Below are 26,137 nucleotides of genomic sequence, written 5' to 3'. Positions count from 1 at the left end.
ACGCCCTCCGGTCCTGACATCGTACTGTCACCAATGACGAACATCACAGCCGCTTGCGGAAATGTTCGCCGCCGACGATCAGCAACCCGGCGGCGACGATCAGAGCGGCGCCGAGAAACACTTCGCGGCGCGGCAGGTCGCCCCAGATCGCAAAGCCGAGCGCGAACGCCCACAGCAGCGAGCTGTATTCGAGAGGCGCGAGGATCGATGCCGGCGTGCGCTTCATGCCTTCGAAGAGAAGATATTGCGCCAGGCCACCGAGCGCGCCGACACTGGCGAGAAGCAGCAACTCGGTCATATCGGGCGTATGCCACCACAACAGCGCCGGTACCGCAGAAAACACCAGGAAATAGAAATTATTGAGGAGGAGCTGGATCATCGAGCGCTCGGCAAGCGCGGTCTTGCGCAGGAGCACGATGGCGATGGCCCACAAAAGTGCCGCCGCCAGCACCAGCAGCACCGGAACCGACAGGCCGAGATGGGTGGGATCGCAAGCGACGAAGACACCGACAAAACCAATCAAGACCGCCAGCCAGCGCAGAACAGGCACTTTTTCGCCGAGCAGGAACACCGAAAGCACGGTGACGATGATCGGCGCCGCGTAATAGACGGTGGTCAGTTCTGCAAGCTGCAGGCTGCGGGCAGCGTTGTAGTAGCAAAGCCAGGCGGCCAGCGTGAAGGCGCTGCGCACCAGCATCGGCCGCACGATCGGCGAGCGTAGCGTGTCGGCAAACAGCTGCCGCCCGCCGATCGCGGCACAGGCGCTCAGAATGGTGATGCTGCGGAAGAACATGATCTGCCAGACCGTCATCCCGGTCACCAGCAGCTTGATCGAGGCGTCCTGCGTCGAAAACAAGAGATAGGCGGCACCGGTCAGCAGGATTCCGGCGAGAACCCTTTCGCGTGTTTCGAGAATGGCGACATCGGCCATAGGCGCGGACCAGTGTTACAGGAAGCAACAGAAATTTCGTGGATCAACATGATGGCCGGGGAGTCGGCCCATCTTGCCAAGCTATACGGTCGAAAGTTGGCACAGCGCTGCGCCAGCCCTGGGCTTGCGTTGGGGCAGGATCTGGCGGTCTTGCTTCCGGGCCGCGATCGGCACTTATATCTTACAAAGCCATGCTACTCGCTGGCCGCAAAGCGAAAGAGGCAACGCAAATGGATGCAATCGAACTGAAGGCCAAGCAGGCGCCCTTGAAACAGGCCTATCGCGACGACGCCTCGCAGGCGTTGATCACATTGAGAGCGAAGGGGTCGATCGACGACCAGTCGGTGGCCTGCAAGGTGGAGACGGGCAGGGCGCTGGCAATCGCCGGCCTGCATCCGGCGACAGGCGGCTCAGGGCTCGAGCTCTGTTCCGGCGACATGCTGCTTGAGGCCTTGGTGGCCTGTGCCGGCGTGACGCTGAAGGCGGTGGCGACAGCGCTTGAGTTCAAGCTCGGCGCCGCCACGGTGGAGGCCGAGGGCGATCTTGATTTTCGCGGCACGCTGGGTGTCGCCAAGGACGCGCCGGTCGGTTTTCGTGCCATCCGGCTCAATTTCGGTCTCGACACGGATGAACCCCAGGAGCGCATCGACTCGCTGCTGAAGCTGACGGAGCGCTACTGCGTGGTGTTCCAGACCATCAACCAGAAACCGGAGCTGACGGTGAGCGCCCGGCGCTGAAATCACAAGGCCCGCGACAGCGGCCGCAGGCCTTGTGATTTCCGATATTTACTGCGCAGCCGGCGCTTCGGCATCGCCCTCGTCGGTGAAGGGCGAGGCGCTCGGCACGCACTGCACGGACCAGCCGGTTGGTGTCGGCTGCTTCTGATACTCGGTGATGGCGGCGGTGCACTGCTCACGCTTGTCGAAGGTGCTGGGCAGCACCACCATGCCGCCCTGCGGGCCGGCGATTACCAGATACCAGACCAACGCTGCGGTTGTAGCCATGGGGATTTCCTTGTTCTGCCCAGCGGGGCGCTTGTTGTGGGAGTCGTTCCGATCCTAACAACTCCTCGGAAATGACGAAAGCATGACCGCGGGGCAGCCTTTCTCCTTCAGATCACAGCCGCGTGATCGATCGGCGGGCCGCCAAACCAGTTACGTTGTTGCGGGCGGCGCTCAGTCGGTCGCAAAACAATAGAACAGGCCGTCGCCGCCGGTGCCTTTCAACGCCTCCTGGCTGCAGCCACCACGCGAGGCGTGCGAGGAATTCCACGACTTCGCCGCCGCCGAATCGTCAAGGCCGGTGCGGTCGTGATGACCCATCATGGCGGCCCCTTCGGCGCCGCTCATCGTCCAGTCGCCACAGGTCTGGTCGGCAATCCTGGTGCCGTCGGGTTTCGATCCAGTCAGCATGTCATGCCTGTTCGGCGTGTCGCCGCGGCCGTTGACCACTTCGCCCTTTTCGTTCAGCGCCGTCTGCTTGGTGATGCCGTTGGCGTCGCCATGCAAGGAGGCGACATCGTCGGCGATTTTCTCGCCCTTGGCGTTGAACCAAGGCCCCTTGCCGATACGGTCGCGTGCATCCTCGGCGCTGGTCGACAGATAGGCATGCCAGGTCTTTCCGGTGACGCCGGCGGCTTCAGCCAGCGAATCGCAATGCGCGTCGGCGCCCTTCAAGCCGCCAAGATCGGCACCCTTGCCGGAGCCGACACTGGTGACAAAGAAACTCATCTTGGCATCTTGGGAGACGGCCACGCCTGCTGTCGTGCCGAGAGCGGCCACAAAGGCGGTGGTGGCAATGAGAAGAAGTCTGCGCATGTCGGTCCTCCGGTTTCGAATGTCCTACGTCAGGAGAACGAAGCCGGAGGCCCTTTTAATCCCTTTGGGATCCTTCAAGCCGAAGGGGTGCGGTCATTCAGGCTGCCGGTAGGAGACGAAGCGGTTGTGCTTGGCCTGGAAGATCAGCCCGGTTTCTTTGAGTTCGGGGCTGGCCAACGGCACGATGCGCTTGGCGATCTCCGAGGGGTGCGGCAGCGTCTCCGGATCCTCGCCGGGCACGGCCTGGGCTCGCATGGCGGTACGGGTGGCGCCGGGGTCGGCGGCATTGACCCGCAACGGCAGGCTTTGCGTCTCATGCGCCCAGGAGCGCATCATGGTCTCGACCGCCGCCTTCGATGCCGCGTAGGGCGCCCAGAAGGCGCGCGCCGAATGCGCCGCGTTGGACGACAGGATGATGGCTCGGCCGGCATCCGAAAGCCTGAGCAGCGGGTCGACCGAACGGATCAGCCGCCAGGTCGAGGTGACGTTGATCGTCATCACCTTCTCGAAGGTCTTGGCCTCGACATGGCCGATCGGCGAGATGACGCCGAGCACGCCGGCATTGGCGACGAGAATGTCGAGCTTGCCCCAGCGCTCATGGATGGCGCCGCCCAGCCGGTCGATACCGGCCATGTCGGCGAGATCGAGAGGCACCAGCGTCGCCTGGCCACCGGCCGCCTTGATCTGGTCGTCGAGTTCCTCGAGACCACCGACGGTGCGCGCAACCGCGATCACATGCGCGCCGGCGGCGGCCAATTCCCTGGCGATGAAATAGCCGATGCCGCGCGAGGCGCCGGTGACGACCGCGACGCGGCCGGTAAGGTCGAGGGTCATGCGAGAATTCCGTAAGGTCTGGCCTACGCCCCGCTGTTCGCAAGCAGCGACAGCGTGCGTACATTGTCGTGGCCTTCGAAGTCGAGCAAGCGGGTCGGATACTGGCCGGTGAAGCAGGCGTCGCAGAACTGCGGCTGTTCGTCGTTTCGGCTGGCCTCGCCGACGGCACGGTAGAGCCCGTTTATCGAGAGGAAGCCGAGTGAATCGACGCGGATGAATTCGGCCATCTCTTCCACCGACATGCGCGACGCCAGAAGCTTCGACTTCTCCGGCGTGTCGACGCCATAGAAGCAGGAGGCGCTGGTCGGCGGCGAGGCGATGCGCATATGCACTTCCCTGGCGCCGGCGTCGCGCACCATCTGCACGATCTTCTGGCTGGTGGTGCCGCGCACGATCGAATCGTCGACCAGCACCACGCGCTTGCCCTCGATCATGCGGCGGTTGGCATTGTGCTTGAGCTTGACGCCCATGTGGCGGATCGAATCGCCCGGCTGGATGAAGGTACGGCCGACATAGTGGTTGCGGATGATACCGAGCTCGAACGGAATGCCTGCCGCCTGGCTGAAGCCGATCGCCGCCGGCGTACCCGAATCCGGCACCGGCACGACGATGTCGGCCTCGACCGGGTTCTCCTGCGCCAGCTCGGCGCCGATGCGCTTGCGCACTTCGTAGACGTTGCGGCCCTCGACCGAGGAATCCGGGCGGGCGAAATAGACATATTCGAAGATGCAGAAGCGGGTCTTCTGCGGCTCGAACGGGAACAGGCTCTCGATGCCCTTGGAGGTGACGACGACCATCTCGCCGGGCTTCAGGTCGCGCACGAAGCGTGCGCCGATAATGTCCAGCGCGCAGGTTTCGGAGGCGAGGATCCAGGCACCGTCGAGATCGCCGAGCACCAGCGGGCGGATACCGAGCGGATCGCGGCAGCCGATCATCTTCTTGGCCGTCATCGCCACCAGCGAGAAGGCGCCTTCGACCTGACGAACGGCGTCGATGAAACGCGAGTTGAGGTCGCGCTCCTTGCTGGTCGCAACCAGGTGCAAAAGCGTCTCGGTGTCGGATGTGGACGAGAAGATCGCGCCCTGCTTCTGCAGCGCGCGCTGCACCGTCATGGCGTTGGTGAGATTGCCGTTATGCGCGACGGCAAAGCCGCCATCGGCGAGCTCGGCGAAGAAGGGCTGGATGTTGCGCATGCCGGCGCCGCCGGTCGTGGCGTAGCGCGTGTGGCCGATCGCACGGTTGCCTTGCAGGCTGTCGATGACGCGCTGCTTGGTGAAAGTGTCGCCGATCAGGCCGACATGGCGTTCAACATGGAATTGGCTGCCATCATAGGAAACGATGCCGGCCGCTTCCTGGCCGCGATGCTGCAGCGCATGCAGTCCGAGCGTGACGATCGCCGCTGCGTCCTGTCGGCCGAAAATGCCGAACACCCCGCATTCGTCATGGAAATGGTCGTCGGCCTCGGCGGAAAGCACGTCGTCTGCGTCTGCCATCTTAAGCTCCGCTAAAATCGCCATATAGTGCGGGTTCGCGCCGAAAGCAACGCGCGCCGTGCAGTCGTTCACACCATCGTCAGTCCAGGTGCGTCAGTTTGCAGGCGCTGCTGGCTTGGCCGTGTTGTCCGCCGGGCCGGCATCATTGTCGTCGGGAGCCGGTGCATTGGCGTCGTCGCCGCCGGCAGGGGCGTCCGCCGCCGGTGCGTCCGGAGCGGCCGGCGTCTCGGCGGCGGGCTGATTCGGATTGAGCTTCTTCAGGATGGCGTTTTCCGGATCCTCGGGCAGCAGGCTTTCAAGCTTGGCGCCGATCTGCTCCAGCAGCGGCCGCGACTTGGCCTCCGTCACCCAGGCCGGTGCCTTGGCGCCAGCCAGCCAGTTGAAGAACAGCAGCGCGACGGCGACGACCAGGATGCCGCGCGCGGCGCCGTAGAGGAAGCCAAGCGTGCGGTCGAGGGCGCCGATCCGCGAATCGATGATCCAGTCGGCAAGCTTCATGGTGATGACCGAGACGACGATCAGCGCGATGATGAAGACAACGCCGGCGGAGGCCGCCATGGCGATCTTCTCATTGTCGATGTAGGGCTTGAGGTAAGGCAGGACCGGCTTGTAGAAGAAGAAAGCCGCCGCCGCCGCCGCCGCCCACGAGACGACGGACAGGACCTCGCGCGAGAAGCCGCGAACCATGGCGAGCATCGCCGAGACCAGGGTGAAGCCGACCAGGATTCCGTCAAGCAGCGTAATCGGCATGTCTTTCGCCCCACTCCGATCTCTTTTTCACGGCTCGACGAGCCGCGTTATTCTTCATCGTCGACGCGGCTGCGCCGTGAGCCGGCTATGCGCGCCACGAGGTCGGCAAGCTCGGTCGGCTGGAAAGCGCCGGCCCCGATCCCTCCGGCAAGTTCCTCGCTGCCCAAGGGCAGAACCGCGCTACCAAAACCCAGCTTTTCAGCTTCCTTGAGGCGCTGTTGCGCATGCGCAACCGGCCTCACAGCGCCTGAAAGGCTGATTTCGCCGAAATAGACGCAATCGGCGGGAAGGGCAAGGCCGGTGAGCGAGGAAACCAGTGCGGCCGCGACCGCGAGATCGGCCGCCGGCTCGCTGATGCGGTAGCCGCCGGCGACATTGAGGTAGACGTCATGGGTGCCGAAGCGAACGCCGCAATGCGCCTCCAGCACAGCCAGCACCATCGAAAGTCGCGCGCCGTCCCAGCCGACCACCGCCCGGCGCGGCGTGCCAAGGGAGGAGGGCGCCACCAGCGCCTGGATCTCGACCAGAACCGGCCTTGTGCCTTCCATGCCGGCGAAAACGGCCGCGCCAGGCGATTTCGCATGCCGCTCGCCCAGGAACAGTTCCGATGGGTTGGAGACCTCGCGCAACCCCTTGTCCGACATTTCGAAGACGCCGATCTCGTCGGTCGGTCCGAAACGGTTCTTCACCGTGCGCAGGATGCGGTAGTGGTGGCCGCCCTCGCCCTCGAAATAGAGCACGCCGTCGACCATGTGCTCGACCACGCGCGGCCCGGCGATCTGGCCTTCCTTGGTGACATGGCCGACCAGGACGATCGCCGCCCCCGTGGATTTCGCATAGCGGATCATCGCCTGGGCGGCGGCGCGCACCTGGGTGACCGTGCCCGGCGCCGAATCGGCAAGGTCGGTCCACAGCGTCTGGATCGAATCGAGAATAACCAGATCCGGCCGCTTGCCGTCGGCGATCGTGGCGAGGATATCCTCGACATTGGTTTCCGCCGCGAGCTCGACCGGCGCCGAGGCAACGCCGAGGCGTTGCGCGCGCAGCCTGATCTGCGCGACGGCTTCTTCGCCCGAGACATAGACGATGCGGTGACCCTTTGATGCCAGCGCGGCGGCGGCCTGGGTGAGCAGCGTCGACTTGCCGATGCCCGGATCGCCGCCGACCAGAAGCGCGGAACCGCGCACGAAGCCGCCGCCGGTGGCGCGGTCGAGCTCGCCGATGCCCGATATGATGCGCGGCGCATCCTCGATATCGCCTGAGAGCGTGGTCAGCACCACCGCGCGGCCCTTGCGGGCGTTGCGCGTGTTGGCCGGCCCCGAACCGATGCCGCCGGACGTGCCTTCCTCGACCAGCGTGTTCCACTCGCCGCAGGCATCGCATTTGCCGGCCCAGCGCTGATGCACCGATCCGCAGTTCTGGCAGATGAACTGGACGCGCGATTTGGCCATCAGGCTGCCGCGAGTTGGAACGGAGCGGGTCGGTAGGTCAAAAAGCTACTCAAACCTCTCCGCGATATGATGCTCTTCCGCCAGATCGGAGAAGCGGGTGAATTCGCCGTGGAAGGCGAGCGTCACCGAGCCCGTCGGGCCGTGGCGCTGCTTGGCGACGATGACCTCGGCCTTGCCGCGCATCTCGTTCATCTCGTTTTCCCACTTGACGTATTCCTCCGTGCCGAGCTTCGGCTCACGGTTCTTGAGGTAATACTCCTCGCGGTAGACGAACATCACGACGTCGGCGTCCTGCTCGATCGAGCCGGATTCACGCAAGTCGGAGAGTTGCGGGCGCTTGTCGTCGCGGCTTTCGACCTGACGCGACAGCTGCGACAGCGCGATGATCGGCACGGCCAGCTCCTTGGCCAGCGCCTTCAGGCCCGTCGTGATCTCGGTGATTTCCTGCACGCGGTTCTGCGAGGCCCTGGCGCTCGAGCCCTGCATCAGCTGGATATAGTCGATGACGATCAGGTCGAGACCGCGCTGGCGCTTCAGGCGACGCGCGCGGGCGGACAGCTGCGCAATCGAGATACCGCCGGTCTGGTCGATGAAAAGCGGGATCTTCTGCATGGTCTGCGAACAGGCAACCAGCTTTTCGAAATCCATTTCGGTAATTTCGCCGCGGCGGATTTTTGAGGACGAGATTTCCGTCTGCTCGGAGATGATACGGGTTGCGAGCTGCTCGGACGACATTTCGAGCGAGAAGAAGCCGACGACGCCGCCATTGGCCGCCTTGAACGATCCGTCTGCCTGCTGCGCCGGCACATAGGCCTCGGCGACGTTGAAGGCGATGTTGGTGGCGAGCGACGTCTTGCCCATGCCGGGGCGGCCGGCAAGCACGATCAGATCCGACGATTGCAGGCCGCCCATGCGGCGGTCGAGATCGCGCATGCCGGTGGCGAGGCCCGACAGGTGTCCGTCGCGCATATAGGCCGCATTGGCCATGTCCACGGCCGTCTTGACCGCGTCGGTGAAGCTCTCGAAGCCGCCATCGTAGCGTCCGGTTTCGGCCAGTTCGAACAGGCGGCGCTCGGCGTCCTCGATCTGCTCGGAAGGCGACATGTCGACCGGCGCGTCATAGGCGATGTTGACCATGTCCTCGCCGACGGTGATCAGCGCGCGGCGCGTCGCCAGGTCATAGATGGCGCGGCCATAGTCGGTGGCGTTGACGACGGTGACGGCTTCGACCGCCAGCCGCACCACATATTGCGCTACCGTCATGTCGCCGACCTTCTCGTCGGCCGGCAGGAAGGTCTTCAGCGTGATCGGGGTCGCCACCTTGCCCATGCGGATGAGCTCAGCCGCGATCTCGAAAATCCGGCGGTGCAGGGGTTCGTAGAAATGGCCCGGCTTCAGGAAGTCCGAGACGCGGTAGAAGGCATCGTTGTTGACGAGTATCGCGCCGAGCAGCGCCTGCTCCGCCTCGATGTTGTTCGGCGCCTCGCGATAAAGCGGTTGCTGCTCCGCCACGCCGAATTTTCGTGCTGCCTCTGCCATGATATCCCCGATTTCGATCCCGGCTTCTCGATATCAGAACGAGATGAAACCGTGCTGACCTTTCTGCATCACCGCACGACCAACCAACCTTGATGCCCGTTGTTCACAGGAACGGAAAACCGTCCACAGGACAGTGTTCCTGTGTCCCGATTCCGGTTGACTCGGCAAGCAACGATTCTTACGCGCGCTATTGGAACGAAGCAAGAACAATCGGCCGTTCACGTGCCGCCTGGTTCCAGCCTGTCGCCCCAGTCCAGCCGCCGGGCCAGCTTGAAGTCCGCGCCGTCACGCTTGGTGAACAGTTGCTCCGCGGCCGTGCCGTCTTCCCGGCAAAGCTTGAGCAGAACCTTGCCAGATCCGGATTTCGGCGGTGCGAGGACCCGGGCGGCATGGGAGGCGGCCGGTTGGCGCGAAGCGGCGACAAGGATGAATTTCTCGTCTTCCCACGGCACATCGGCGTCCTTGGCCAGCCGGTGCAGGCGCGAGCGGGCGACGCGGCGCGAAAAATGGCACCAGTCGGGCGGGCTGAGCGGGCAGGGCATCTCATGCGGACAAGGCGCCAGCACATGCGCACCGGCGGCGATCAGTTGTGCGCGCACCGCCAGAATGCGCTGCCAGCCCGCAGGCGTGCCCGGCTCGATGATCAGCAGCGTGTCCGTCGTCAACTGCCATAGCCGGTCGACCAATTTGGGCAGTGATGCCGGCACGATCTCGTCCAGCACATAGGCGCAGGTGACGAGGTCCGCCGGCCGAAGGTCCGCCAGGTCTGTTGTGACGTCGCCAGCCTGCCAGACGGTTCGGGCTGCGATGGCATCGGCGGCGAGCGCCTCGCCGACCTTGCGCACCGCCGCACTCGCTTCCAGCAAAACCGCCTGTTCGAGATCGGGCCAGAGCGCGCTGGTGGCCCAAAGCACCGTGCCAGGGCCGGCGCCGACATCGAGCAGGGTTTTCGGCGTGAAATCCGGCCGGGCCGCGTTCAGCGTGTCGAGGCTGGCGCGGACCGCGGCATAGGTCGCCGGCAGCCGCGTCGCCAGATAGGCCTTGACGGCCATGTCCTGCGCCATGTGCAGGCGGCCGTCGCGCAGCTCTGCACGGTAGCGGTCGGAGAGTGTTTTCGCCGCCTGCTTCAGGTCCGGCAGCGGGATTTTTTCCAGGATGCGATCGACGGCGTGTCGAAGAGGGGCCGGCAGTTCCACGCTAGGCTCCTCGCGGTGCGAGCAGGATGACCGAAGCGCCGGCTATGCAGAGCGCGGCACCACCAAGATCCCAGCGGTCGGGCCGCACGCCCTCCACCAGCCACAGCCAGCCAAGCGAGGCGACGATGTAGATGCCGCCATAAGCGGCATAGGCGCGGCCGGCGGCATTGGTGTCGACCAGCGCCAGAAGCCAGGCGAACAGGAGCAGCGAGACGAAGCCCGGCGCCAGCCACAGTGGCGATTTTTCCAGCCGCCACCAGGCCCACACCGAAAAACAGCCAGCGATCTCGGCCACTGCCGCGGCGGCATAAAGGAGATAGGTCATGAAAAAGGGCCCCGTGACGATCACGAGGCCTTTTTCAGGGCAGGGGCCGGGAATGGCAAGCGGCAATGGCGAAAGCGCACCAACGTTGCGTTTCTACTCCGCCACCTTGCGGCGCCGGGCGGGCTTGGTGGGCTTCTCGGCAGGAGCCGCTTCGCGGCGGCCCAGGTCGCGCATTTCCAGTGCCTTTTCGCATTTTGCCATATAGTCGCGGGTCACCGGCAGCGTGTCGTTTTTCTTGGCGATCTGGAACTGGAAGATGACCAGGTCCTGCCAGCGGAAGGCGGCTTCGGAAGCGGCCAGATAGAATTCCCACATGCGGCAGAAGCGTTCGTCGTAAATGGCCTTGGCCTTGTCGCGATTGGCGGCGAAGCGCTGGCTCCAGTGCTTCAGCGTGTCGGCATAATGGAGCCGCAGGATCTCGACATCCGTGACCACGAGGCCGGACTTCTCGATCGCCGGCAGCACCTCCGACATAGCCGGTATGTAGCCGCCCGGGAAAATATACTTGCGGATGAAGGCGCTGGTGGCCCACGGCACGCCGGAGCGGCCGATCGTGTGCAGGAGCATGACGCCATCGGGCTTCAGCAACGTTGCCGCCTTGTCGAAGAAGGTGCGGAAGTGGTTCACGCCGACATGTTCGAACATGCCGACCGAAACGATGCGGTCGAAGCGTTCGTTGAGTTCGCGATAGTCCTTCAGCTCGAAATGGACGTGGTTTTCCAGGCCTTGCGCATGCGCCCTGTCGGTGGCCACGCCATGCTGTTCGGTCGACAGCGTCACGCCCTGCACGTCGACGTCGAAGGCCTTGGCGAGATAGAGGCCGAGCCCGCCCCAGCCGGAGCCGATATCGAGCACGGTCTGGCCGGCTTTCAGCCTGAGCTTGGCGGCGATATGGCGCTTCTTGGCGGCCTGCGCCTCGTCCAGCGTCATGTCCGGCTGCTCAAAATAGGCGCAGGAATACTGCATGTCCTCGTCAAGGAAGAGCCGGTACAGGTCGCCCGACAGATCGTAATGACGCTGCACGTTGCGGCGCGAGCGCGAGGCGGTGTTGATCTGCTGCAGGCGGCGGAAGGCGTGGCGCAGGCCCTCGATGGCTTTTGACCATGTCGCGTCGATGCCGCCGCTGCCCATGTTCTGGAAGGCAATGCGCATCAGGCCGAGCACGCCGCCTTCGAGGATGTCGAGTTCACCGTCCATGTAGGCTTCAGGCACCGCCAGCATCGGGTCGAAGGTAATCGCCCGTTCGGCGTGCCGGGTCTTGATGTGCATGTGCACCGGCTCGCCGCTGCCGTCGCCGAAGATGACGGTCAAGCCTTTGGGTCCGGTTACCTTGAGATTGCCCGTGCGAACCAGGCGATCGAGAACGCGCTTCAGCAGAATGTTCATAACCAAATGTCCCCTCACGGTCAGACCGGCTGCCTTAATTCTGCAACAATATATAGGGGTTCGAAAAGTTCCATTTGGTATAAAAATGCCCGGGCGAGAGGCCCGGGCATTGGTCCAGAATGGCTGGATTACGACAAAGTGATCGGAGCGCTGCTCCTTCGCCTGTCGTGGGCGATCAGGCGTTGTCCTCGCCGCCGTCGAACTCGGCGTTCGGATCGAAGAAGTTTTCCGGCCGCGCATTGTCGTTGATGTCGTCGCCATAAATGGCTTCGGCGGTGGTCAGCGTCTCGCCCTTGGCCTGACGTTCGGCCTCATCGGCCGTGCGGGCGATGTTGAGCGTGATGGTGACTTCGACTTCCGGGTGCAGCGCGATCGCCACATTGGTGAGACCGATGGTCTTGATCGGCTGGTTGAGCTGGATCTGGTTGCGGTTGACCGTGAAGCCTTCCGCCGTCAGCAGATCCGCGATGTCGCGCGTCGACACCGAACCGTAGAGCTGACCGGTCTCGCCGGCCGAGCGAACGGCGATGAAGCTCTTGCCGTCGAGCTTTTCGGCGACTTGGCTGGCTTCCGACTTGCGCTCGAGATTGCGGGCTTCGAGCTGGGCGCGCTGGCCTTCGAACTTCTTCTTGTTGGCTTCGTTGGCGCGCAGCGCCTTGCCCTGCGGCAGCAGGAAATTACGGGCAAAGCCGTCCTTGACCTTGACGGTATCGCCCATCTGGCCGAGGCGGGAAACGCGTTCGAGAAGAATGACTTCCATGGTTTTGTTCCTTTTGTTTGGGCGTCCGTCCACAAGGCAGGCGCCGAATTCTCTGGAACAGGTCAGGAAGCAAAAGGGGCGTTGCCGCCGGTGTCGCTGTCCTGCCTGTCGCGGCAGTTAGAGGCCTTGGCCTCAACTCGGGATTTGATGCCTGAACCGGTCATGCCCGTCATGGCCGGCGTAAGGAACGGGCGGCGAACCGCCCGTTCGAGAGAGATTTAGCGGACCACGTAGGGCAGCAGGCCGAGGAAACGGGCGCGCTTGATCGCCTTGGCGAGTTCACGCTGCTTCTTCTGGCTCACGGCGGTGATGCGCGACGGCACGATCTTGCCGCGCTCGGAAATGTAGCGCTGCAGGAGACGCACGTCCTTGTAGTCGATCTTGGGCGCGTTGGCGCCGGAGAACGGGCAGGTCTTGCGGCGACGGTGGAACGGGCGCCGGGTCGGGATCTGGTTGATGTCGACCATTATTCTGCACCCCCTTCAAAGCCTTCGCGCGGACGGCGCGGACCACGATCACCACCGGCGTCGCCGCCGAAGCTGCGCGGCGGACGATCGCCACGGTCGCCGCGATCACGGTCGCCGAACGAACGCGGGCCGCGATCGCGGTCGCCGAAGCTGCCGCGCTCGGAGCGCTCTTCGCGCTTCTGCATCATGGCCGAGGGACCTTCCTCATGCGCCTCGACCTTGATGGTCAGGAACCGCAGGACGTCCTCGGACAGGCCCATCTGGCGCTCCATCTCGTTGAGCGCTGCCGGCGGGCAGTCGAGGTCCATAAGCGTATAGTATGCCTTCCGGTTCTTGTTGACCCGGTAGGTGAGGGACTTCAGTCCCCAGTTCTCGACCCGGCCGACGGACCCGCCATTCGCGGAGATGACGCCCTTGTACTGTTCGACAAGCGCATCGACCTGCTGCTGCGAGAGGTCCTGCCGGGCAAGAAACACATGTTCGTAAAGAGCCATTATGGTTCAGTGCCTTTCTTCGTTTCTCTCCCGGTTCCCGGCGGCAAAAGCCTCTGCAACTTCTCTGACCCGTGGAGCCTGGGAGGGCACGGGGAAGAAAGGAGCATGACGAGACGGTCGAGAGCGGAGACACGGGAGGCGGAAGCACTTCTGGCTTCACACGAAGGCTTTTGATGAAACCTCCGGCCCTCCGTTCAGCCCCCAGCTGGGACCGGCAGATTGGCGGCGTCTATACAGCAATCCACCGATAAGGCAAGGGCAGGCGGCGTTCCCGATGTCGCAGGGCGCTGGAAATGACGTGCTGCGTCGGTACCGCCTGGCGATTTTCTGGCAACCAGCCTTTAACCACTATGTCAGGTTGCACAGGGTTGAGCCCCGCCGTCAACGGTCGATTCATCATGGAAGGTGCAAAAGCCCGGGCAATCCGCGCAGACCAAGCGGTGAGCATTTCCCGGGGGTAAGGATGCTTCTCAACAGATTCTGGCGCTCGAAGAGCGGCAATTTCGCACTTCTGATGGGACTCGGTCTACCGGCCATCCTGTCGGCCGTCGCCTTCGCGGTTGATGTGTCGACCATCATGCGTGCCAAGAGCAACCTGCAGAATGCGCTCGACGCCGCAAATCTCGCCTCTTCTCATCTCGGCGATCTGGACATGACCCGCACGGACGCCTTCGATCGCTATTTTCAGGCCAACGTCGTCGGGCATGGCGAACTCGCCAACGCGCAGGCGACGCTGACCGTCGACAGGGGCGTCAACTTCATCAAGACAAAGGCGGTTGCCTCGGCGGACGTCAATTTGAACTTCGCCTTCCTGTTCGGCCAGAACAGACACATCGTCGTCAATGCCTCGGCTGTCGAATCGAACAATCAGCTCGAAGTCGTGCTGGTGCTGGACAATACCGGCTCGATGGCGGGTGCCCGCATGACGGCATTGAGGGCGGCAACCAAGTCCCTGCTGGACACTCTGGAGGCGACAAAATCGCCGACGCGCCAGGTGCGTGCCTCGCTGGTTCCCTTTGTCACGGCGGTCAACGTCAATGGCGATGGGTTCGACCCGTCCTGGATCGACATGGACGGGAAATCCTCCACCAACGGCATCAATTTCCCCGTCATCGACGGCAAGCGGCCGACCCATATGGCGCTGTTCAAGCAACTGGGGCTGAAGGGCGGATGGAACGACACCGGATGGAAAGGCTGCGTCGAGGCTCGCCCCGGCACCTACAACATTTCCGATACGCCACCGGACCCGAACAAGCCCGACACGCTGTTCGTGCCCTATTTCGCTCCCGACGATCCAGCACCTGCCACCAAGCCGTCCGGCTCCTATGGCAACTCGGCGACCGGCTACAACAATTCCTACCTCGACGACACCATAGACAAGAACAAACTCAAGCAGTCCGGCATCAATGTGCTGGGTATCGACCTCAGCGGCCTGCTCGGAGGTGCGATCGACGCGTCGTTGGGCGCTGATCTGGAAAAAATCGCCAAATATGTCGCCTCGACGAACAAGCTCGTCACCGAGACCGGCACCGCCATCACCGTTGGGCCGAACCGCTCCTGCCCGACCCCTATCGTTCCCTTGACCGACGACTTCGTCAAATTGCGCAAGGCGGCGAGCCAGATGACGGAATGGAACGGTTCCGGCACCAATGTCTCGGAGGGCCTGTCGTGGGGCATGCGGGTGCTTTCACCAGGCGCGCCCTATACCGATGGGGTGCCATTCAAGACGCCGGGCGCCAGCAAGATCGTCATGCTGCTCACCGACGGCGAGAATGTCGTCTATGGCGCCAGCAATCAGCCGACCAAGTCCGACTACACGTCCTATGGATATCTGGCGGGTGGCCGCTTCGGGTCCGACAACCAGACAACGGCGGCCCGCAATGTCGACGCCTGGACCAAGAGCGTGTGCACGCAATTGAAGAACGAGGGTGTGCAGATCTATACGATGGTGCTGCAGTCGGACACCGCCGCCAACCGGGCGCTTTACAGCGCCTGCGCTTCCGACCCGAGCGATTATTACGCCGTCAACGACCCGGCCAAGCTGCCGAACGTCTTTCAGCAGATCGCCAACAAGTTCTCGAAGCTGCAACTCACGAACTGAGCGCTCGATCTCGAGAGGGCTGCCTTATCTGATGTGCGCCTCTCAACTTGTATGGGCGACGATCTTGTCGACCGTCTCGGGGAAAAAGTCGGGCGCGGCATGGCGCTTGCCGAACATCATGTCGTACTGGATGAGCCGGAAATCGCGGATTGCCGGGTTGATCTCCTTTTGACGCGACCAATCGGGCGTGGCCTCGCCGGCCGGGGTCAGCAGCAGGTTGCGGTCGACGACGCGGTAGCGCTCCCGCATCTCGCCCAGGAAGCCCGTGTAGTAGGGATGGGTGATGCCGGCCGCGGTCAGGATATGATAGGGCAGGAATGCCGGGCTTACCGTGCCGAGGTCCGCGACCGGGCCGGAACGGTTCGACCAGATGATCAGCGGTGTCTCGTGATGGTCAAGGGCGGCTTGCGGTGTCGGTTCCTTGCGTGGCGCGACGTTGTCCTTCAGGAAGCCCGTCTCGACATAGACGGGCCCCAGTGGCGGCAGATGGTCGCCGAAGAAGGCGACAATCGTCGGCCGCTCGCGCTTCTTGGCCCATTCGATCAGCCGTTCAAGGCCGTGGTCCGCATCGGCGGAACCCTCCGCATAGCTCAGCAGCGAATCGCGCGCCCACTGGCTGATCGGCGCCTGCACGGCGTGGGTCGGGTTGTAATAGCGGTTCGGTTCATAGGGGCCATGGTTCTGCAGGCTGACCGCGAAGAAGAACACCGGATCGTCACTGGCGTCGGCTTCCCGGATGATCTCATCCGTCATCGCCGCATCCGATGCCAGCGGTCCGCGCTTTTCCATGGGCGGCAGCGTCTCTTCCGACTTGAAATCGTTAAAGCCGAAATCGGCGTACACCGCGCCACGGTTCCAGAACCAGTTGGTGCCCGGATGGATGGCGCGCGCCCGGTAGCCCTCGCTCTTCAGGAAGGTCGCCATCGATGGTGTCGGCGTGCGCACATATTGCTGGTAGGGGATGCTACCGGCCGGCAGGAAAGCGTTGGAAAAACCGGTCAGCGCCTCGAATTCGATATTTGCCGTCATGCCGCCGAATTCAGGCGAGAACATCGAACCGGAACGCAATGCCCGCACGGTGGGGATGGGATCCGGTGTGATGGTGACGCCGGGCAGCTTGGTCGGATCCCAGAAGGATTCGCTCATGACGACAATGATGTCTGGCCTTTCATCGGGCACCGAGGCCGTTATCTGCGGCCGGTCGATCGCCGCGATCGCCTTTTCCGTATAGCCCGGGGGTGCCGAGACATGGGCCATCGGCACGTTGAGCGCGAAGGCTAGTGCAAAGCCGTTGGAGGCGTAGTTTTCCTTCTGGTCCCACATGATCGGGATGATCTGCAGCCGATCCCTGGTCCATGAGAAGGTGGCATAGTCCATGATCGAGACGAAGAAGGCGAGCAGCGGCACCGCCAGCGTCAGCCGGGCAAGGCGACCCTTGTGGCTGAGCGCGGGAACCTTGCGGCGCCACTGCCGCCAGCCATAGACGAGCAGCGACAGGCCGGCGACGATGCCGACGACCATGGCGAGCGCGGTCATCGGCCGTTCACGCACCAGGAGCGGCAACAGCGCGAAGATCTGGCGAGCGTAGAGGAAATCCGTCGGGTAGAGCGGATCGCCGAGATAGTGCGACTTCTGGTGGCCGACAAATGCCAGCGAGAGCGTCAATGGCGCGACGATCATCAGGCTCTGGTGGCTGCGGCCGAGCACGGCGTCGAGGCCGATCAGGATCAGCGCGAACACGACGATGGTCGTCCAGCCCGGCTTGAGCGGCTGCAGGAAGAAGAAGACGGTGCCGGCAAAGTCACCGCGCACGATCCATTCGATGGCGAACACCAGGATGGTTGAGATCGCCAGGCTGATCAATCCGTAACGGACAACCGGCCATCTCCGGCCCGGCAGATAGCCGGTGGACGGATCGTCTTCCAGGAACTGAGGCGCGGCTTTACCGGCGCGTTTCGAACTCTTTGCCACTTTAACTTCCCACCCGGCGACAACCCAAGTCACGCGATTGTCATATAATTGTCACGCAAAGCTAGCGCCTGTGGCGAAAATAAGAAGAGCCAGCGAACGATTCGTGAGCGGTTTTCATCAGGAGTGATCGCCAAAAACCCTTTCGGAACAGGCACTCGGCGCATGGTTCGGGTTTGGGCACGGGTCGAAGCGGGCTTGACTTGGCGGGCTGCCTTGCGCCACAGGCAGGAAAAATTCGCATATCAGGCAAGCACATCAGTCTTCGGGAGCCCTAGCATGGCCGTCGCATTCACCTTTCCGGGACAAGGCAGCCAGGCTGTCGGAATGGGCAAGGATCTTGCCGATGCCTTTCCGGAGGCGCGCAGGATCTTCCAGGAAGTCGACGACGCGCTCGGCGAAAACCTGTCGAAGCTGATCTGGGAAGGTCCGGAAGAGACGTTGACGCTGACCGCCAATGCGCAGCCGGCACTGATGGCGGTTTCGCTGGCCGCCGTGAGGGCGCTGGAAGCGCGCGGTTTCTCGCTGAAGGGCAAGGTCGCCTATGTCGCCGGCCATTCGCTGGGCGAGTATTCGGCCCTTGCCGCCGCCGGCTTTGTTTCCGTCGCCGATGCCGCCCGCCTGCTGCGCATTCGTGGCAACGCCATGCAGGCGGCGGTGCCGGCCGGCGAGGGCGCCATGGCGGCGATCATCGGACTGGAGCAGGAGGATGTCGAAGCCGCTTGCACCGAGGCCGCGCAAGGCTCCGGCAAGGTCTGTCAGATCGCCAATGACAATGGCGGCGGCCAGCTGGTCATCTCCGGCGCCAAGGCCGCGGTTGAGCTGGCGGCGAAACTGTGCACCGAAAAGGGCGCCAAGCGGGCGCTGATGCTGCAGGTCTCGGCGCCCTTCCATTCCGCCTTGATGGCGCCGGCGGCGAACGTCATGCGCGATGCGCTCGCCGGGGTGGCGAAGAACGCGCCGGCGGTTCCCGTGGTGTCCAACGTCACCGTGACACCGACCGGCGATCCGGATGAGATCGCCCGGCGCCTTGTCGAGCAGATAACCGGCCGCGTGCGCTGGCGCGAAACGGTGGAATGGTTCGGCGCCAACGGCGTTGTGACGCTTTACGAGATCGGCGCCGGCAAGGTGCTGTCGGGCCTGGCCCGGCGCATCAACCGCGATATCGCTACATCAGCCATCGGCACGTCGGCCGATGTTGAGGCGGCACTGGCCGCACTCGCATAATACACTGGCGATTTGACCCCTTCCGTGTGAAGGGTGTTTTCTCAGATCAGGAGACAAAAATGTTCGAACTGACCGGCCGCAAGGCGCTCGTCACCGGCGCATCGGGAGGCATCGGCGAGGCGATCGCCCGCGTGCTGCATGCTCAAGGCGCCATTGTCGGCCTGCACGGCACTCGCATCGAGAAACTCGAAACACTGGCCGCCGAACTCGGCGACCGGGTAAAGCTGTTTCCGGCCAATCTGTCGAATCGCGACGAGGTCAAGGCGCTTGGCCAGAAGGCGGAGGCCGATCTCGAAGGCGTCGACATCCTGGTCAACAATGCCGGCATTACGAAGGACGGGCTGTTCGTGCGCATGTCGGACGCCGATTGGGATAGCGTGATCGAAGTCAATCTGACCGCCGTTTTCCGGCTGACGCGCGAACTCACCCATCCGATGATGCGCCGCCGCCATGGCCGCATCATCAACATCACCTCGGTGGTTGGTGTCACCGGCAATCCCGGCCAAACCAACTATTGCGCCTCCAAGGCTGGCATGATCGGCTTCTCCAAGTCGCTGGCGCAGGAGATCGCCACCCGCAACATCACCGTCAACTGCGTTGCCCCGGGCTTCATCGAATCGGCGATGACCGACAAGCTCAACGACAAGCAGAAAGAGGCGATCATGGCGGCGATTCCGACGCGCCGCATGGGCACGAGTGTTGAAGTGGCGTCCGCCGTCGCCTACCTCGCCTCCAACGAAGCCGCCTACGTCACCGGGCAGACCATCCATGTCAACGGCGGCATGGCGATGATTTGACCAGACATGGCGGGGTTGTGAAAAGAGACCATTTCACCTTGGACCTCGGCCATTTTTCGTGTAATGCGGCCCGCAACCCGGCGGTTCGGGCAAAAACCGGTCCGTGGCCGTTGCGTTTCCGGCAGGACCATCTTTCAGCTTGATTAGCGGCATTCTGCCCGCTAACGAAGACAGACAAACAAAAGACGAGGATGCCCAAATGAGTGACACCGCAGAGCGCGTCAAGAAGATCGTCATCGAGCACCTTGGCGTCGATGCCGACAAAGTGACGGAGCAGGCGAGCTTCATCGATGATCTGGGCGCTGACAGCCTCGATACGGTCGAACTCGTCATGGCGTTCGAAGAAGAGTTTGGCGTCGAGATTCCCGACGACGCGGCCGAGACCATCCTGACCGTCGGCGATGCGGTGAAGTACATCGACAAGGCTTCGGCCTGACGCTTTCCGCAGTCATCACCGGGGAGGACCTGCGATGAGGCGTGTCGTCGTCACGGGCCTTGGGTTGTTGTCGCCGTTCGGCATGGGCTTCGAGCACAGCTGGAAGGAGCTTCTGACCGGCCGCAGCGCCGCCAAGCGCATCACCGAGTTCGAGGTGGAGGATCTTGCCTGCAAGGTCGCCCATGTCATTCCGCGTGGTGACGGCAGCAATGCTACCTTCAATCCAGAGGCCGTGCTCGAGCCCAAGGAATTGCGCAAGATCGGCGACTTCATCCTGTACGGGATTGCCGCCGCCGACGAGGCGCTGAAGGATTCCGGCTGGGAGCCCAAGACGCATGAGGAGCAGTGCGCCACCGGCGTGCTCATCGGTTCCGGCATTGGCGGCATCGAGGGCATCGCCGAGAATGCGATCATCCTCAAGGAGCGCGGTCCGCGCCGCATCAGCCCCTTCTTCATCCCGGGCCAGATCATCAATCTTGTCTCTGGCCAGGTTTCGATCCGGCACGGGCTGAAAGGCCCCAACCATGCCGTCGTCACTGCCTGTTCGACCGGGGCGCACGCCATTGGCGATGCTGCCCGGCTGATCATGTGGGGCGATGCCGACGTCATGGTCGCCGGTGGCGCCGAAGCGCCGGTGACGCGGCTGTCGATCGCGGGCTTCGCCGCCTGTCGGGCGCTGTCGACCGAGCGCAATGATACGCCGCAGACGGCCTCGCGTCCCTATGACCGTGACCGAGATGGCTTCGTCATGGGCGAGGGCGCCGGTGTCGTGGTGCTCGAAGAGCTCGAGCACGCCAAGGCGCGCGGGGCGAAAATCTATGCCGAGGTGACCGGCTACGGTCTCACGGGCGACGCCTATCACATCACCGCACCGGCTGAAGACGGCGACGGCGCCTTCCGTTGCATGACGGCGGCGTTGAACCGGGCCAAGCTTGCGCCATCCGATGTCGACTACATCAACGCGCATGGCACCTCGACCATGGCCGACACGATCGAGCTCGGCGCCGTCGAGCGGCTTGTCGGCAATGCCGCGTCGAAGATTTCGATGTCGTCGACCAAGTCGTCGATCGGCCATCTGCTGGGGGCGGCTGGTGCCGCCGAGGCGATCTTTTCGATCCTCGCGATCAGAGACAATATCGCGCCGGCGACCATCAACCTCGACAACCCGGAGCGTGAAACCGCGATCGACCTGGTGCCGAACAAGCCTCGCTCCCGCCAGATCGACGTGGCCCTGTCCAATTCCTTCGGCTTCGGCGGCACAAACGCTTCGCTTGTATTCCAGCGCTACAATGGCTGATCGTCCGGCCGCCGGACGACGCTTCGACGTGCCGTCAATTTTGCCATATTCGCCCCTACTCTGCCGCGGGGGATTCGTTGGGCGATCAAACGGTAGGGCAAAATGAACACAAATCCGGTGGGCAACGGAGAATTCGGGCAACGGCCGGCGAACACCGGGCCGATCGTGCCGAAGACAGCCAGCGAGGCCTTGCGGCCGGAAGCCGGAACCCCGCCGCCGAAACGCTCGCGCGCTTCGCGCAGCCAGGTCGTGGTGTTCATGAACTTCGTCATCTCCTCGGTGATGCTGCTGGTTTTGGCGGCTGGAGTGGCGCTCTATTTCGGCAAGCAGGAATTCACCGAACCCGGTCCTTCGGCCAATGGCGACACCTTCCTGGTCAAGGCGAACACCGGCGTCCAGGACATCGCCGACCAGCTTGAACGGCGCGGACTGATCAGCGACGCCCGTGTCTTCCGCCTTGGCGTGCGTGCCTTCGGCAATGATTCCGCGCTCAAGGCAGGCGAATACGAGATCAAGCCCAGGGCATCCATGCGCGACATCATGGAGCTCCTGAAAAGCGGCAAGTCGGTGATGTACTCGCTGACCATTCCGGAAGGGCTGACGGTCGAGCAGGCCCTGCAGCGTATCGCCGACGAACCCGCCCTGAGTGGCGACATGCCTTCGACAACGCCTCCCGAGGGCAGCCTTGCCACCGACACGCTGCGCTTCACGCGTGGCGCGACGCGCCAGCAGATGATCGACAAGCTGCTGGCCGATCAAAAGAAGCTGGTCGACGAGGTATGGCAGCGGCGCGCGCCGGACCTGCCGCTCGCCAATATCGAGGACTTCGTCACCCTGGCGTCGATCGTCGAGAAGGAAACCGGCAAGGGTGACGAGCGTTCGCGCGTCGCCGCCGTCTTCCTGAACCGGTTGGCCAAGGGCATGCGCCTGCAATCCGATCCGACCATCATCTATGGTCTGTTCGGCGGCAAGGGAAAGCCCGCCGACCGCCCGATCTACCAGTCGGACATCCAAAAGCAGACACCTTACAACACCTATGTCATCAACGGGCTGCCGCCGACGCCGATCGCCAATCCGGGCCGCGCGGCGCTTGAGGCCGTGGCCAATCCATCGAAGACCGACGATCTATATTTCGTCGCCGACGGCACGGGCGGTCATGTCTTTGCCGCGACGCTGGACGAGCACAATGAGAACGTCGCCCGCTATCGTGCGCTGCAGAAAAAGCAGGCCGATGACGCGGCCAAGGCCGCTGCCGCCGGTGCCAACGGCAATACGGACAAGCCTGCCGCAGACAAGCCCGCCGACGGCGGCGACAGCACCGGTGGCGACAATGGCGATGCCGGCGGCGATGCGGGTGATGCCCAGTAAGACGAAGAAAGGCGTTGCCCGGAAGGCGACAGCCTGACATTTGAAGGAACGCCAAGCGTCCGGTTTCGACGCGCCCGCGGCGTGGTTGTTTTCAAGCAGCACTTGCCCCGTCCGGAAGACTGGTTTCGGGGTGATGCGCCAGGGATGTGCAGGCGACATGAATTTGCAGAGCATGACCGGGTTTGCACGTGCCGTCGCCGAGCATGACGGCACCTCGATCGCCTGGGAGGTCAAGTCCGTCAACGGCAAGAGCGTCGAGGTGCGGCTGCGGCTGCCACAGGGTTTTGAGCGGCTGGAGCCGGCGGTGCGACAGACGCTGCAGAAGCGTTTCGCCCGCGGCAATTTCCAGGCGACGCTCACAATCGGCCGCGCCGCCGGCGCGCAGGCGCAACCCGTCGTCAACGAGGCGTTTCTGAAAGACCTTGCGGGTCTGGCCAAGCGTCTGCAGGAACAATTCGGCGTTGCCCCGGCGACAGCCGACGGATTGCTGTCGCTGCGAGGTGTGCTTGACATTCCTGAAACCATCGAAACCGAGGAGGCGCGCGCCGCGCTCGACGCCGCCATCACGGTTGCGCTCGACGTCGCGCTGAAAGGGCTGGAACAGGCGCGGCAGGGCGAGGGGGCGGCGCTGGCTTTGCTGCTGTCCGGCCACATCGATGCCATCGAGGCACTGACGTTGCGCGCGGAGGCGGACCCCTCACGCGACACCGCGGCGATCCGTGAACGCATCGCCGAGCAGGTCAGGCTGCTGATGGACGCGTCCGCCAATCTGGACGCCAGCCGGCTGCATATGGAGGCGGCATTCCTTGCGACCAAGGCTGATATTCGCGAAGAGATCGACCGGCTGAAAACGCATGTCGCATCTGGCCGGGCCCTGCTTGGGGGTGGCGGCGCCGTCGGCCGTAAGCTCGATTTTCTGGCACAGGAATTTAACCGCGAATCGAATACGCTGTGCTCGAAGTCGAACGCCGCGGCCGTCACCGCGATCGGGCTGGAGCTGAAGGCCGTGGTCGACCAGTTTCGTGAACAGGTACAGAATCTGGAGTAGCCGATGGTTGCCAAGGAACCGATGGTTCCCAGGGATTTGGGGGGCCGCATTCGCCGCCGGGGGCTGATGCTCGTCCTGTCGTCGCCATCCGGTGCCGGCAAGTCGACGATCGCGCGCAATCTCCTGGAAAGCGATTCCAGCCTCGAATTGTCGGTATCGGTCACCACTAGGCCGCGCCGCGGCTCGGAGATCGAGGGGGTTCACTACCATTTCCGCACCATGCGCGAGTTCGAGCGGCTGCGCGATTCCGACGCGCTGCTCGAGTGGGCGGAGGTGCACGGCAATTGCTATGCGACACCGCGCGAACCCGCGGAACTGGCGCTGGCGCAAGGCCGCGACATGCTGTTCGACATCGACTGGCAAGGCGCCCAGCAGCTCAAGGAGAAGATGCGTGCCGATATCGTTTCGATCTTCATCCTGCCGCCCTCGATGAAGGAACTGAAGGCGCGGCTGAAACGCCGCGCCGAGGACCAGGAAGCGGTGATCGAGACGCGGCTGAAGAACGCCCGCAATGAGATCGAGCACTGGAAGGAATATGATTTCGTCATCGTCAATGACGATCTCGACCGGGCCTTCGCCGAGGTGCGCGGCATTGTCGTCGCCGAACGATTGCGGCGGGACCGCCGGCCCGGTCTGTTCGATTTCGTCTCCGGCCTGCTGGACGAGAAGACGGCGTAAGGCTCCCTTCTTCCTTCTCCCCGTTCACGGGACCACCGATGCTATAACTCGCTCGAACTGCCGGTATGAGGTGGTGGCCTCAATCTGCCGCCAGTCAGCCAGCGCGAACTGGATCGCATCCGCCTGAGAATGGCGACGGTCTGTTCCATTCCACTGAAACCAACGAGGCCGCTCAAGGGTGGCACATGGCTGACACAAGACCACGGTAGACAAGCTCGCCTGCACGTTGAATAGTATCACAGTTCTTGATCGCAAGTCCCAATGGTACTGGATTTGAGAGCGTTGACATCATGATACCGCTTCGAAACCGCTCTTCATTCTTCCGCGCGCTCGGGCCGGCATGACGGCTCCGATCGCGAGCAGCCACGCCCGGTCGCTGGGTGTAGTCACCTGCAGCGCGCTGGTCGTCGGCAATATTATCGGAAGTGGTTTCTTTCTCTCGCCGGCCGCACTCGCGCCCTATGGCTATGTCGCGCTCATAGGATGGGTCCTGATGGCCGGTGTCGCGATCTGCATCGCGCTGCTGTTTGCGCGGCTTGCGCGGATATTGCCAAGCGTCGGCGGTCCCTATGCCTATGCGCGGCAGGCATTTGGCCCGCAGGCCGGGTTCATCGTCGCGTGGACCTATTGGATTTCGATGTGGGTTTCGCAGCCCGCGATCGCGATCACCTTCGTGGGTTATCTCGGCGTTTTTTTCCCCGGCATTGGTCAAAGCCGGCTGCTTTCCACCGCAATCGGGCTGGCCGCGATATGGGCCGTCGCGCTGGTGAATATCCGTGGCGTCCGGTCCGCCGCGATACTTCAGAATATCATGGTCGGCATGAAGCTCGTGCCCTTCATCGCGATCGGGTCGATCGGGCTGTTCTGGGTTTCGCCCGCGACCCTCGCGCTACCGCCTGACCTCCCCGCCGGCGCGGGCGGTTCTGGCCCGCTTTCCACGCTATTCGCGATCGCCAGCGTAATGCCTTTGATCATGTTCGCTTTCCTGGGCATCGAATCCTCGACCGTGCCCGCCGACAATGTCAGGGATCCGGCGCGCACGATTCCGCGCGCCACCATCCTAGGCACATTGATCTGCGCCGCGATATTCATTCTCTGCACGGTCACCGTGATGGGCGTCGTACCGCGCGCGACGCTGGCGGCCTCGTCGGCGCCCTTTGCCGATGCAGCCCGCCTGATGTGGGGGGATTGGGCTGGCGACGTGCTGGCGGCGGCGGTCATCTTCTCGTCGCTCGCCGCGCTCAACGGCTGGACGCTGGTGATGGGCCAGGTTCCGCTTGCCGCGGCGCGCGACGGCCTGTTCCCTCCGATCTTCGCGCGGCTTAGCCGCTCGAGCACCCCTGCGGCGGGGATTGCCATTTCGCTTGTCCTGTCATCGCTGATGCTGCTGCTGCAGGCGAGCGGATTGACCGCTTTGGTCGGCGTCTATCGCGAGCTCATCAATCTCTCGACCACCGCGGAAATGGTCCCCTATGCCTTTTGCGCGGCCGCCGAAACCACGCTGCTCGCGAGTCTTGCCCGGCCCGGCCCTTGGGCTGACCGGCCCTTCACGCTGATTTCGTTGATCGCCTTCACCTTTTCACTGGTCACAATATATGGCGGCGGTGCGGCGGCGGGTTTGTGGACCATGATTCTGACGATGATCGGGATACCGGTCTATGCGATGATGACGCGCCGGCAGCCACCGCGCGATGATGTGAGGAATGAGGAGCCGCAACGTTCGATGCCGTGAGAGGAGAACGCACCTGTGCGATGTTCCCCCACCATCGTAGCT

26 protein-coding genes are annotated in these 26,137 nt (G+C 63.5%); 10 read left to right on the top strand and 16 right to left on the bottom strand.

The window, feature by feature from the left end; genetic code table 11:
• Nucleotides 1-43: 43 nt before the first annotated feature.
• Nucleotides 44-931, bottom strand: coding sequence for a DMT family transporter (locus tag EB815_RS26680; protein ID WP_056563288.1), 888 nt, complete (start codon nt 929-931; stop codon nt 44-46).
• Between the two features lie 230 nt (nt 932-1,161).
• On the opposite strand from EB815_RS26680, the gene EB815_RS26675 reads away from it, so the two are divergent.
• The gene (locus EB815_RS26675; protein ID WP_056565552.1) at nt 1,162-1,668 is read left to right on the top strand and encodes an OsmC family protein; all 507 of its coding nucleotides are present in this window, start codon (nt 1,162-1,164) and stop codon (nt 1,666-1,668) included.
• 48 nt (nt 1,669-1,716) lie between these two features.
• Here the strand turns inward: EB815_RS26675 and EB815_RS26670 are convergent, their stop codons facing one another.
• The 13 genes from EB815_RS26670 to rpsF all read right to left on the bottom strand — a co-directional run bounded on the left by EB815_RS26670 (nt 1,717) and on the right by rpsF (nt 13,443).
• Nucleotides 1,717-1,935, bottom strand: coding sequence for a hypothetical protein (locus EB815_RS26670; RefSeq protein WP_056563285.1), 219 nt, complete (start codon nt 1,933-1,935; stop codon nt 1,717-1,719).
• Between the two features lie 171 nt (nt 1,936-2,106).
• Nucleotides 2,107-2,748, bottom strand: a complete 642-nt coding sequence (locus EB815_RS26665) for a hypothetical protein (RefSeq protein ID WP_056563282.1) — start codon at nt 2,746-2,748, stop codon at nt 2,107-2,109.
• A gap of 93 nt (nt 2,749-2,841) precedes the next feature.
• Nucleotides 2,842-3,582 carry an SDR family NAD(P)-dependent oxidoreductase gene (locus EB815_RS26660; RefSeq protein ID WP_056563279.1) on the bottom strand — a complete coding sequence of 247 codons (741 nt, stop codon included), beginning with the start codon at nt 3,580-3,582 and terminating at the stop codon, nt 2,842-2,844.
• Between the two features lie 23 nt (nt 3,583-3,605).
• Nucleotides 3,606-5,075, bottom strand: a complete 1,470-nt coding sequence (purF, locus tag EB815_RS26655) for an amidophosphoribosyltransferase (RefSeq protein ID WP_019857255.1) — start codon at nt 5,073-5,075, stop codon at nt 3,606-3,608.
• A 93-nt stretch (nt 5,076-5,168) separates the two neighbouring features.
• Nucleotides 5,169-5,825 carry a CvpA family protein gene (locus EB815_RS26650; RefSeq protein ID WP_056563275.1) on the bottom strand — a complete coding sequence of 219 codons (657 nt, stop codon included), beginning with the start codon at nt 5,823-5,825 and terminating at the stop codon, nt 5,169-5,171.
• 47 nt (nt 5,826-5,872) lie between these two features.
• Nucleotides 5,873-7,276, bottom strand: a complete 1,404-nt coding sequence (radA, locus tag EB815_RS26645) for a DNA repair protein RadA (RefSeq protein ID WP_056563272.1) — start codon at nt 7,274-7,276, stop codon at nt 5,873-5,875.
• 45 nt (nt 7,277-7,321) lie between these two features.
• On the bottom strand, nt 7,322-8,815 hold the full coding sequence (locus EB815_RS26640; protein WP_056563270.1) for a replicative DNA helicase: 1,494 nt from the start codon (nt 8,813-8,815) through the stop codon (nt 7,322-7,324).
• Nucleotides 8,816-9,033: 218 nt separating this feature from the next.
• Nucleotides 9,034-10,011, bottom strand: coding sequence for a small ribosomal subunit Rsm22 family protein (locus EB815_RS26635; RefSeq protein WP_056563268.1), 978 nt, complete (start codon nt 10,009-10,011; stop codon nt 9,034-9,036).
• 1 nt (nt 10,012) lies between these two features.
• Nucleotides 10,013-10,336: a YnfA family protein gene (locus EB815_RS26630; protein WP_056565549.1), complete on the bottom strand. Its 324-nt coding sequence runs from the start codon at nt 10,334-10,336 to the stop codon at nt 10,013-10,015.
• A 93-nt stretch (nt 10,337-10,429) separates the two neighbouring features.
• Complete coding sequence (locus tag EB815_RS26625; protein ID WP_056563266.1) at nt 10,430-11,722, bottom strand: SAM-dependent methyltransferase; 1,293 nt, start codon at nt 11,720-11,722, stop codon at nt 10,430-10,432.
• Nucleotides 11,723-11,897: 175 nt separating this feature from the next.
• Complete coding sequence (gene rplI / locus EB815_RS26620; RefSeq protein WP_056563263.1) at nt 11,898-12,482, bottom strand: 50S ribosomal protein L9; 585 nt, start codon at nt 12,480-12,482, stop codon at nt 11,898-11,900.
• A gap of 218 nt (nt 12,483-12,700) precedes the next feature.
• Nucleotides 12,701-12,949, bottom strand: a complete 249-nt coding sequence (rpsR, locus tag EB815_RS26615) for a 30S ribosomal protein S18 (RefSeq protein ID WP_006203718.1) — start codon at nt 12,947-12,949, stop codon at nt 12,701-12,703.
• A complete protein-coding gene (rpsF, locus tag EB815_RS26610; RefSeq protein WP_056563259.1) occupies nt 12,949-13,443 on the bottom strand; it encodes a 30S ribosomal protein S6 in 495 nt (164 codons plus the stop codon). The genes rpsR and rpsF overlap by 1 nt, the downstream gene beginning before the upstream one ends.
• 463 nt (nt 13,444-13,906) lie before the next feature.
• Here rpsF and EB815_RS26605 point away from each other — a divergent pair, with 463 nt between their 5' ends.
• Entirely contained in the window at nt 13,907-15,544 is a 1,638-nt protein-coding gene (locus EB815_RS26605) for a pilus assembly protein (protein ID WP_056563256.1), read from the top strand.
• A gap of 42 nt (nt 15,545-15,586) precedes the next feature.
• On the opposite strand, the gene EB815_RS26600 is transcribed toward EB815_RS26605, so the two are convergent.
• Nucleotides 15,587-17,515: an LTA synthase family protein gene (locus EB815_RS26600; protein ID WP_056563253.1), complete on the bottom strand. Its 1,929-nt coding sequence runs from the start codon at nt 17,513-17,515 to the stop codon at nt 15,587-15,589.
• 276 nt (nt 17,516-17,791) lie between these two features.
• Here EB815_RS26600 and fabD point away from each other — a divergent pair, with 276 nt between their 5' ends.
• The 4 genes from fabD to fabF all read left to right on the top strand — a co-directional run bounded on the left by fabD (nt 17,792) and on the right by fabF (nt 21,269).
• Nucleotides 17,792-18,739: an ACP S-malonyltransferase gene (fabD, locus tag EB815_RS26595; protein WP_056563251.1), complete on the top strand. Its 948-nt coding sequence runs from the start codon at nt 17,792-17,794 to the stop codon at nt 18,737-18,739.
• 59 nt (nt 18,740-18,798) lie between these two features.
• Nucleotides 18,799-19,536, top strand: coding sequence for a 3-oxoacyl-[acyl-carrier-protein] reductase (gene fabG / locus EB815_RS26590; RefSeq protein WP_056563248.1), 738 nt, complete (start codon nt 18,799-18,801; stop codon nt 19,534-19,536).
• 199 nt (nt 19,537-19,735) lie between these two features.
• Nucleotides 19,736-19,972, top strand: coding sequence for an acyl carrier protein (locus EB815_RS26585; RefSeq protein ID WP_006203723.1), 237 nt, complete (start codon nt 19,736-19,738; stop codon nt 19,970-19,972).
• Between the two features lie 34 nt (nt 19,973-20,006).
• A complete protein-coding gene (fabF, locus tag EB815_RS26580; RefSeq protein WP_056563245.1) occupies nt 20,007-21,269 on the top strand; it encodes a beta-ketoacyl-ACP synthase II in 1,263 nt (420 codons plus the stop codon).
• On the opposite strand, the gene EB815_RS33680 is transcribed toward fabF, so the two are convergent.
• Entirely contained in the window at nt 21,257-21,529 is a 273-nt protein-coding gene (locus EB815_RS33680; RefSeq protein ID WP_244493892.1) for a hypothetical protein, read from the bottom strand. The genes fabF and EB815_RS33680 overlap by 13 nt on opposite strands.
• Between EB815_RS33680 and mltG the strand changes: the two genes are divergently transcribed.
• The 4 genes from mltG to EB815_RS26560 all read left to right on the top strand — a co-directional run bounded on the left by mltG (nt 21,528) and on the right by EB815_RS26560 (nt 26,095).
• Complete coding sequence (mltG, locus tag EB815_RS26575; protein ID WP_244493891.1) at nt 21,528-22,637, top strand: endolytic transglycosylase MltG; 1,110 nt, start codon at nt 21,528-21,530, stop codon at nt 22,635-22,637. The genes EB815_RS33680 and mltG overlap by 2 nt on opposite strands.
• 157 nt (nt 22,638-22,794) lie before the next feature.
• The gene (locus EB815_RS26570) at nt 22,795-23,685 is read left to right on the top strand and encodes a YicC/YloC family endoribonuclease (RefSeq protein ID WP_056563240.1); all 891 of its coding nucleotides are present in this window, start codon (nt 22,795-22,797) and stop codon (nt 23,683-23,685) included.
• A gap of 21 nt (nt 23,686-23,706) precedes the next feature.
• Nucleotides 23,707-24,363 carry a guanylate kinase gene (gmk, locus tag EB815_RS26565; RefSeq protein WP_056565545.1) on the top strand — a complete coding sequence of 219 codons (657 nt, stop codon included), beginning with the start codon at nt 23,707-23,709 and terminating at the stop codon, nt 24,361-24,363.
• A 340-nt stretch (nt 24,364-24,703) separates the two neighbouring features.
• Nucleotides 24,704-26,095 carry an amino acid permease gene (locus EB815_RS26560; protein WP_056563237.1) on the top strand — a complete coding sequence of 464 codons (1,392 nt, stop codon included), beginning with the start codon at nt 24,704-24,706 and terminating at the stop codon, nt 26,093-26,095.
• The last annotated feature ends 42 nt before the right edge of the window (nt 26,096-26,137 follow it).

It is taken from the genome of Mesorhizobium loti, from assembly GCF_013170705.1.
Taxonomy (GTDB): Bacteria; Pseudomonadota; Alphaproteobacteria; order Rhizobiales; family Rhizobiaceae; genus Mesorhizobium; species Mesorhizobium loti_D.
The sequence above is the reverse complement of the archived record's forward strand: the minus strand, read 5'-3'. Positions and strand labels throughout refer to the sequence as shown.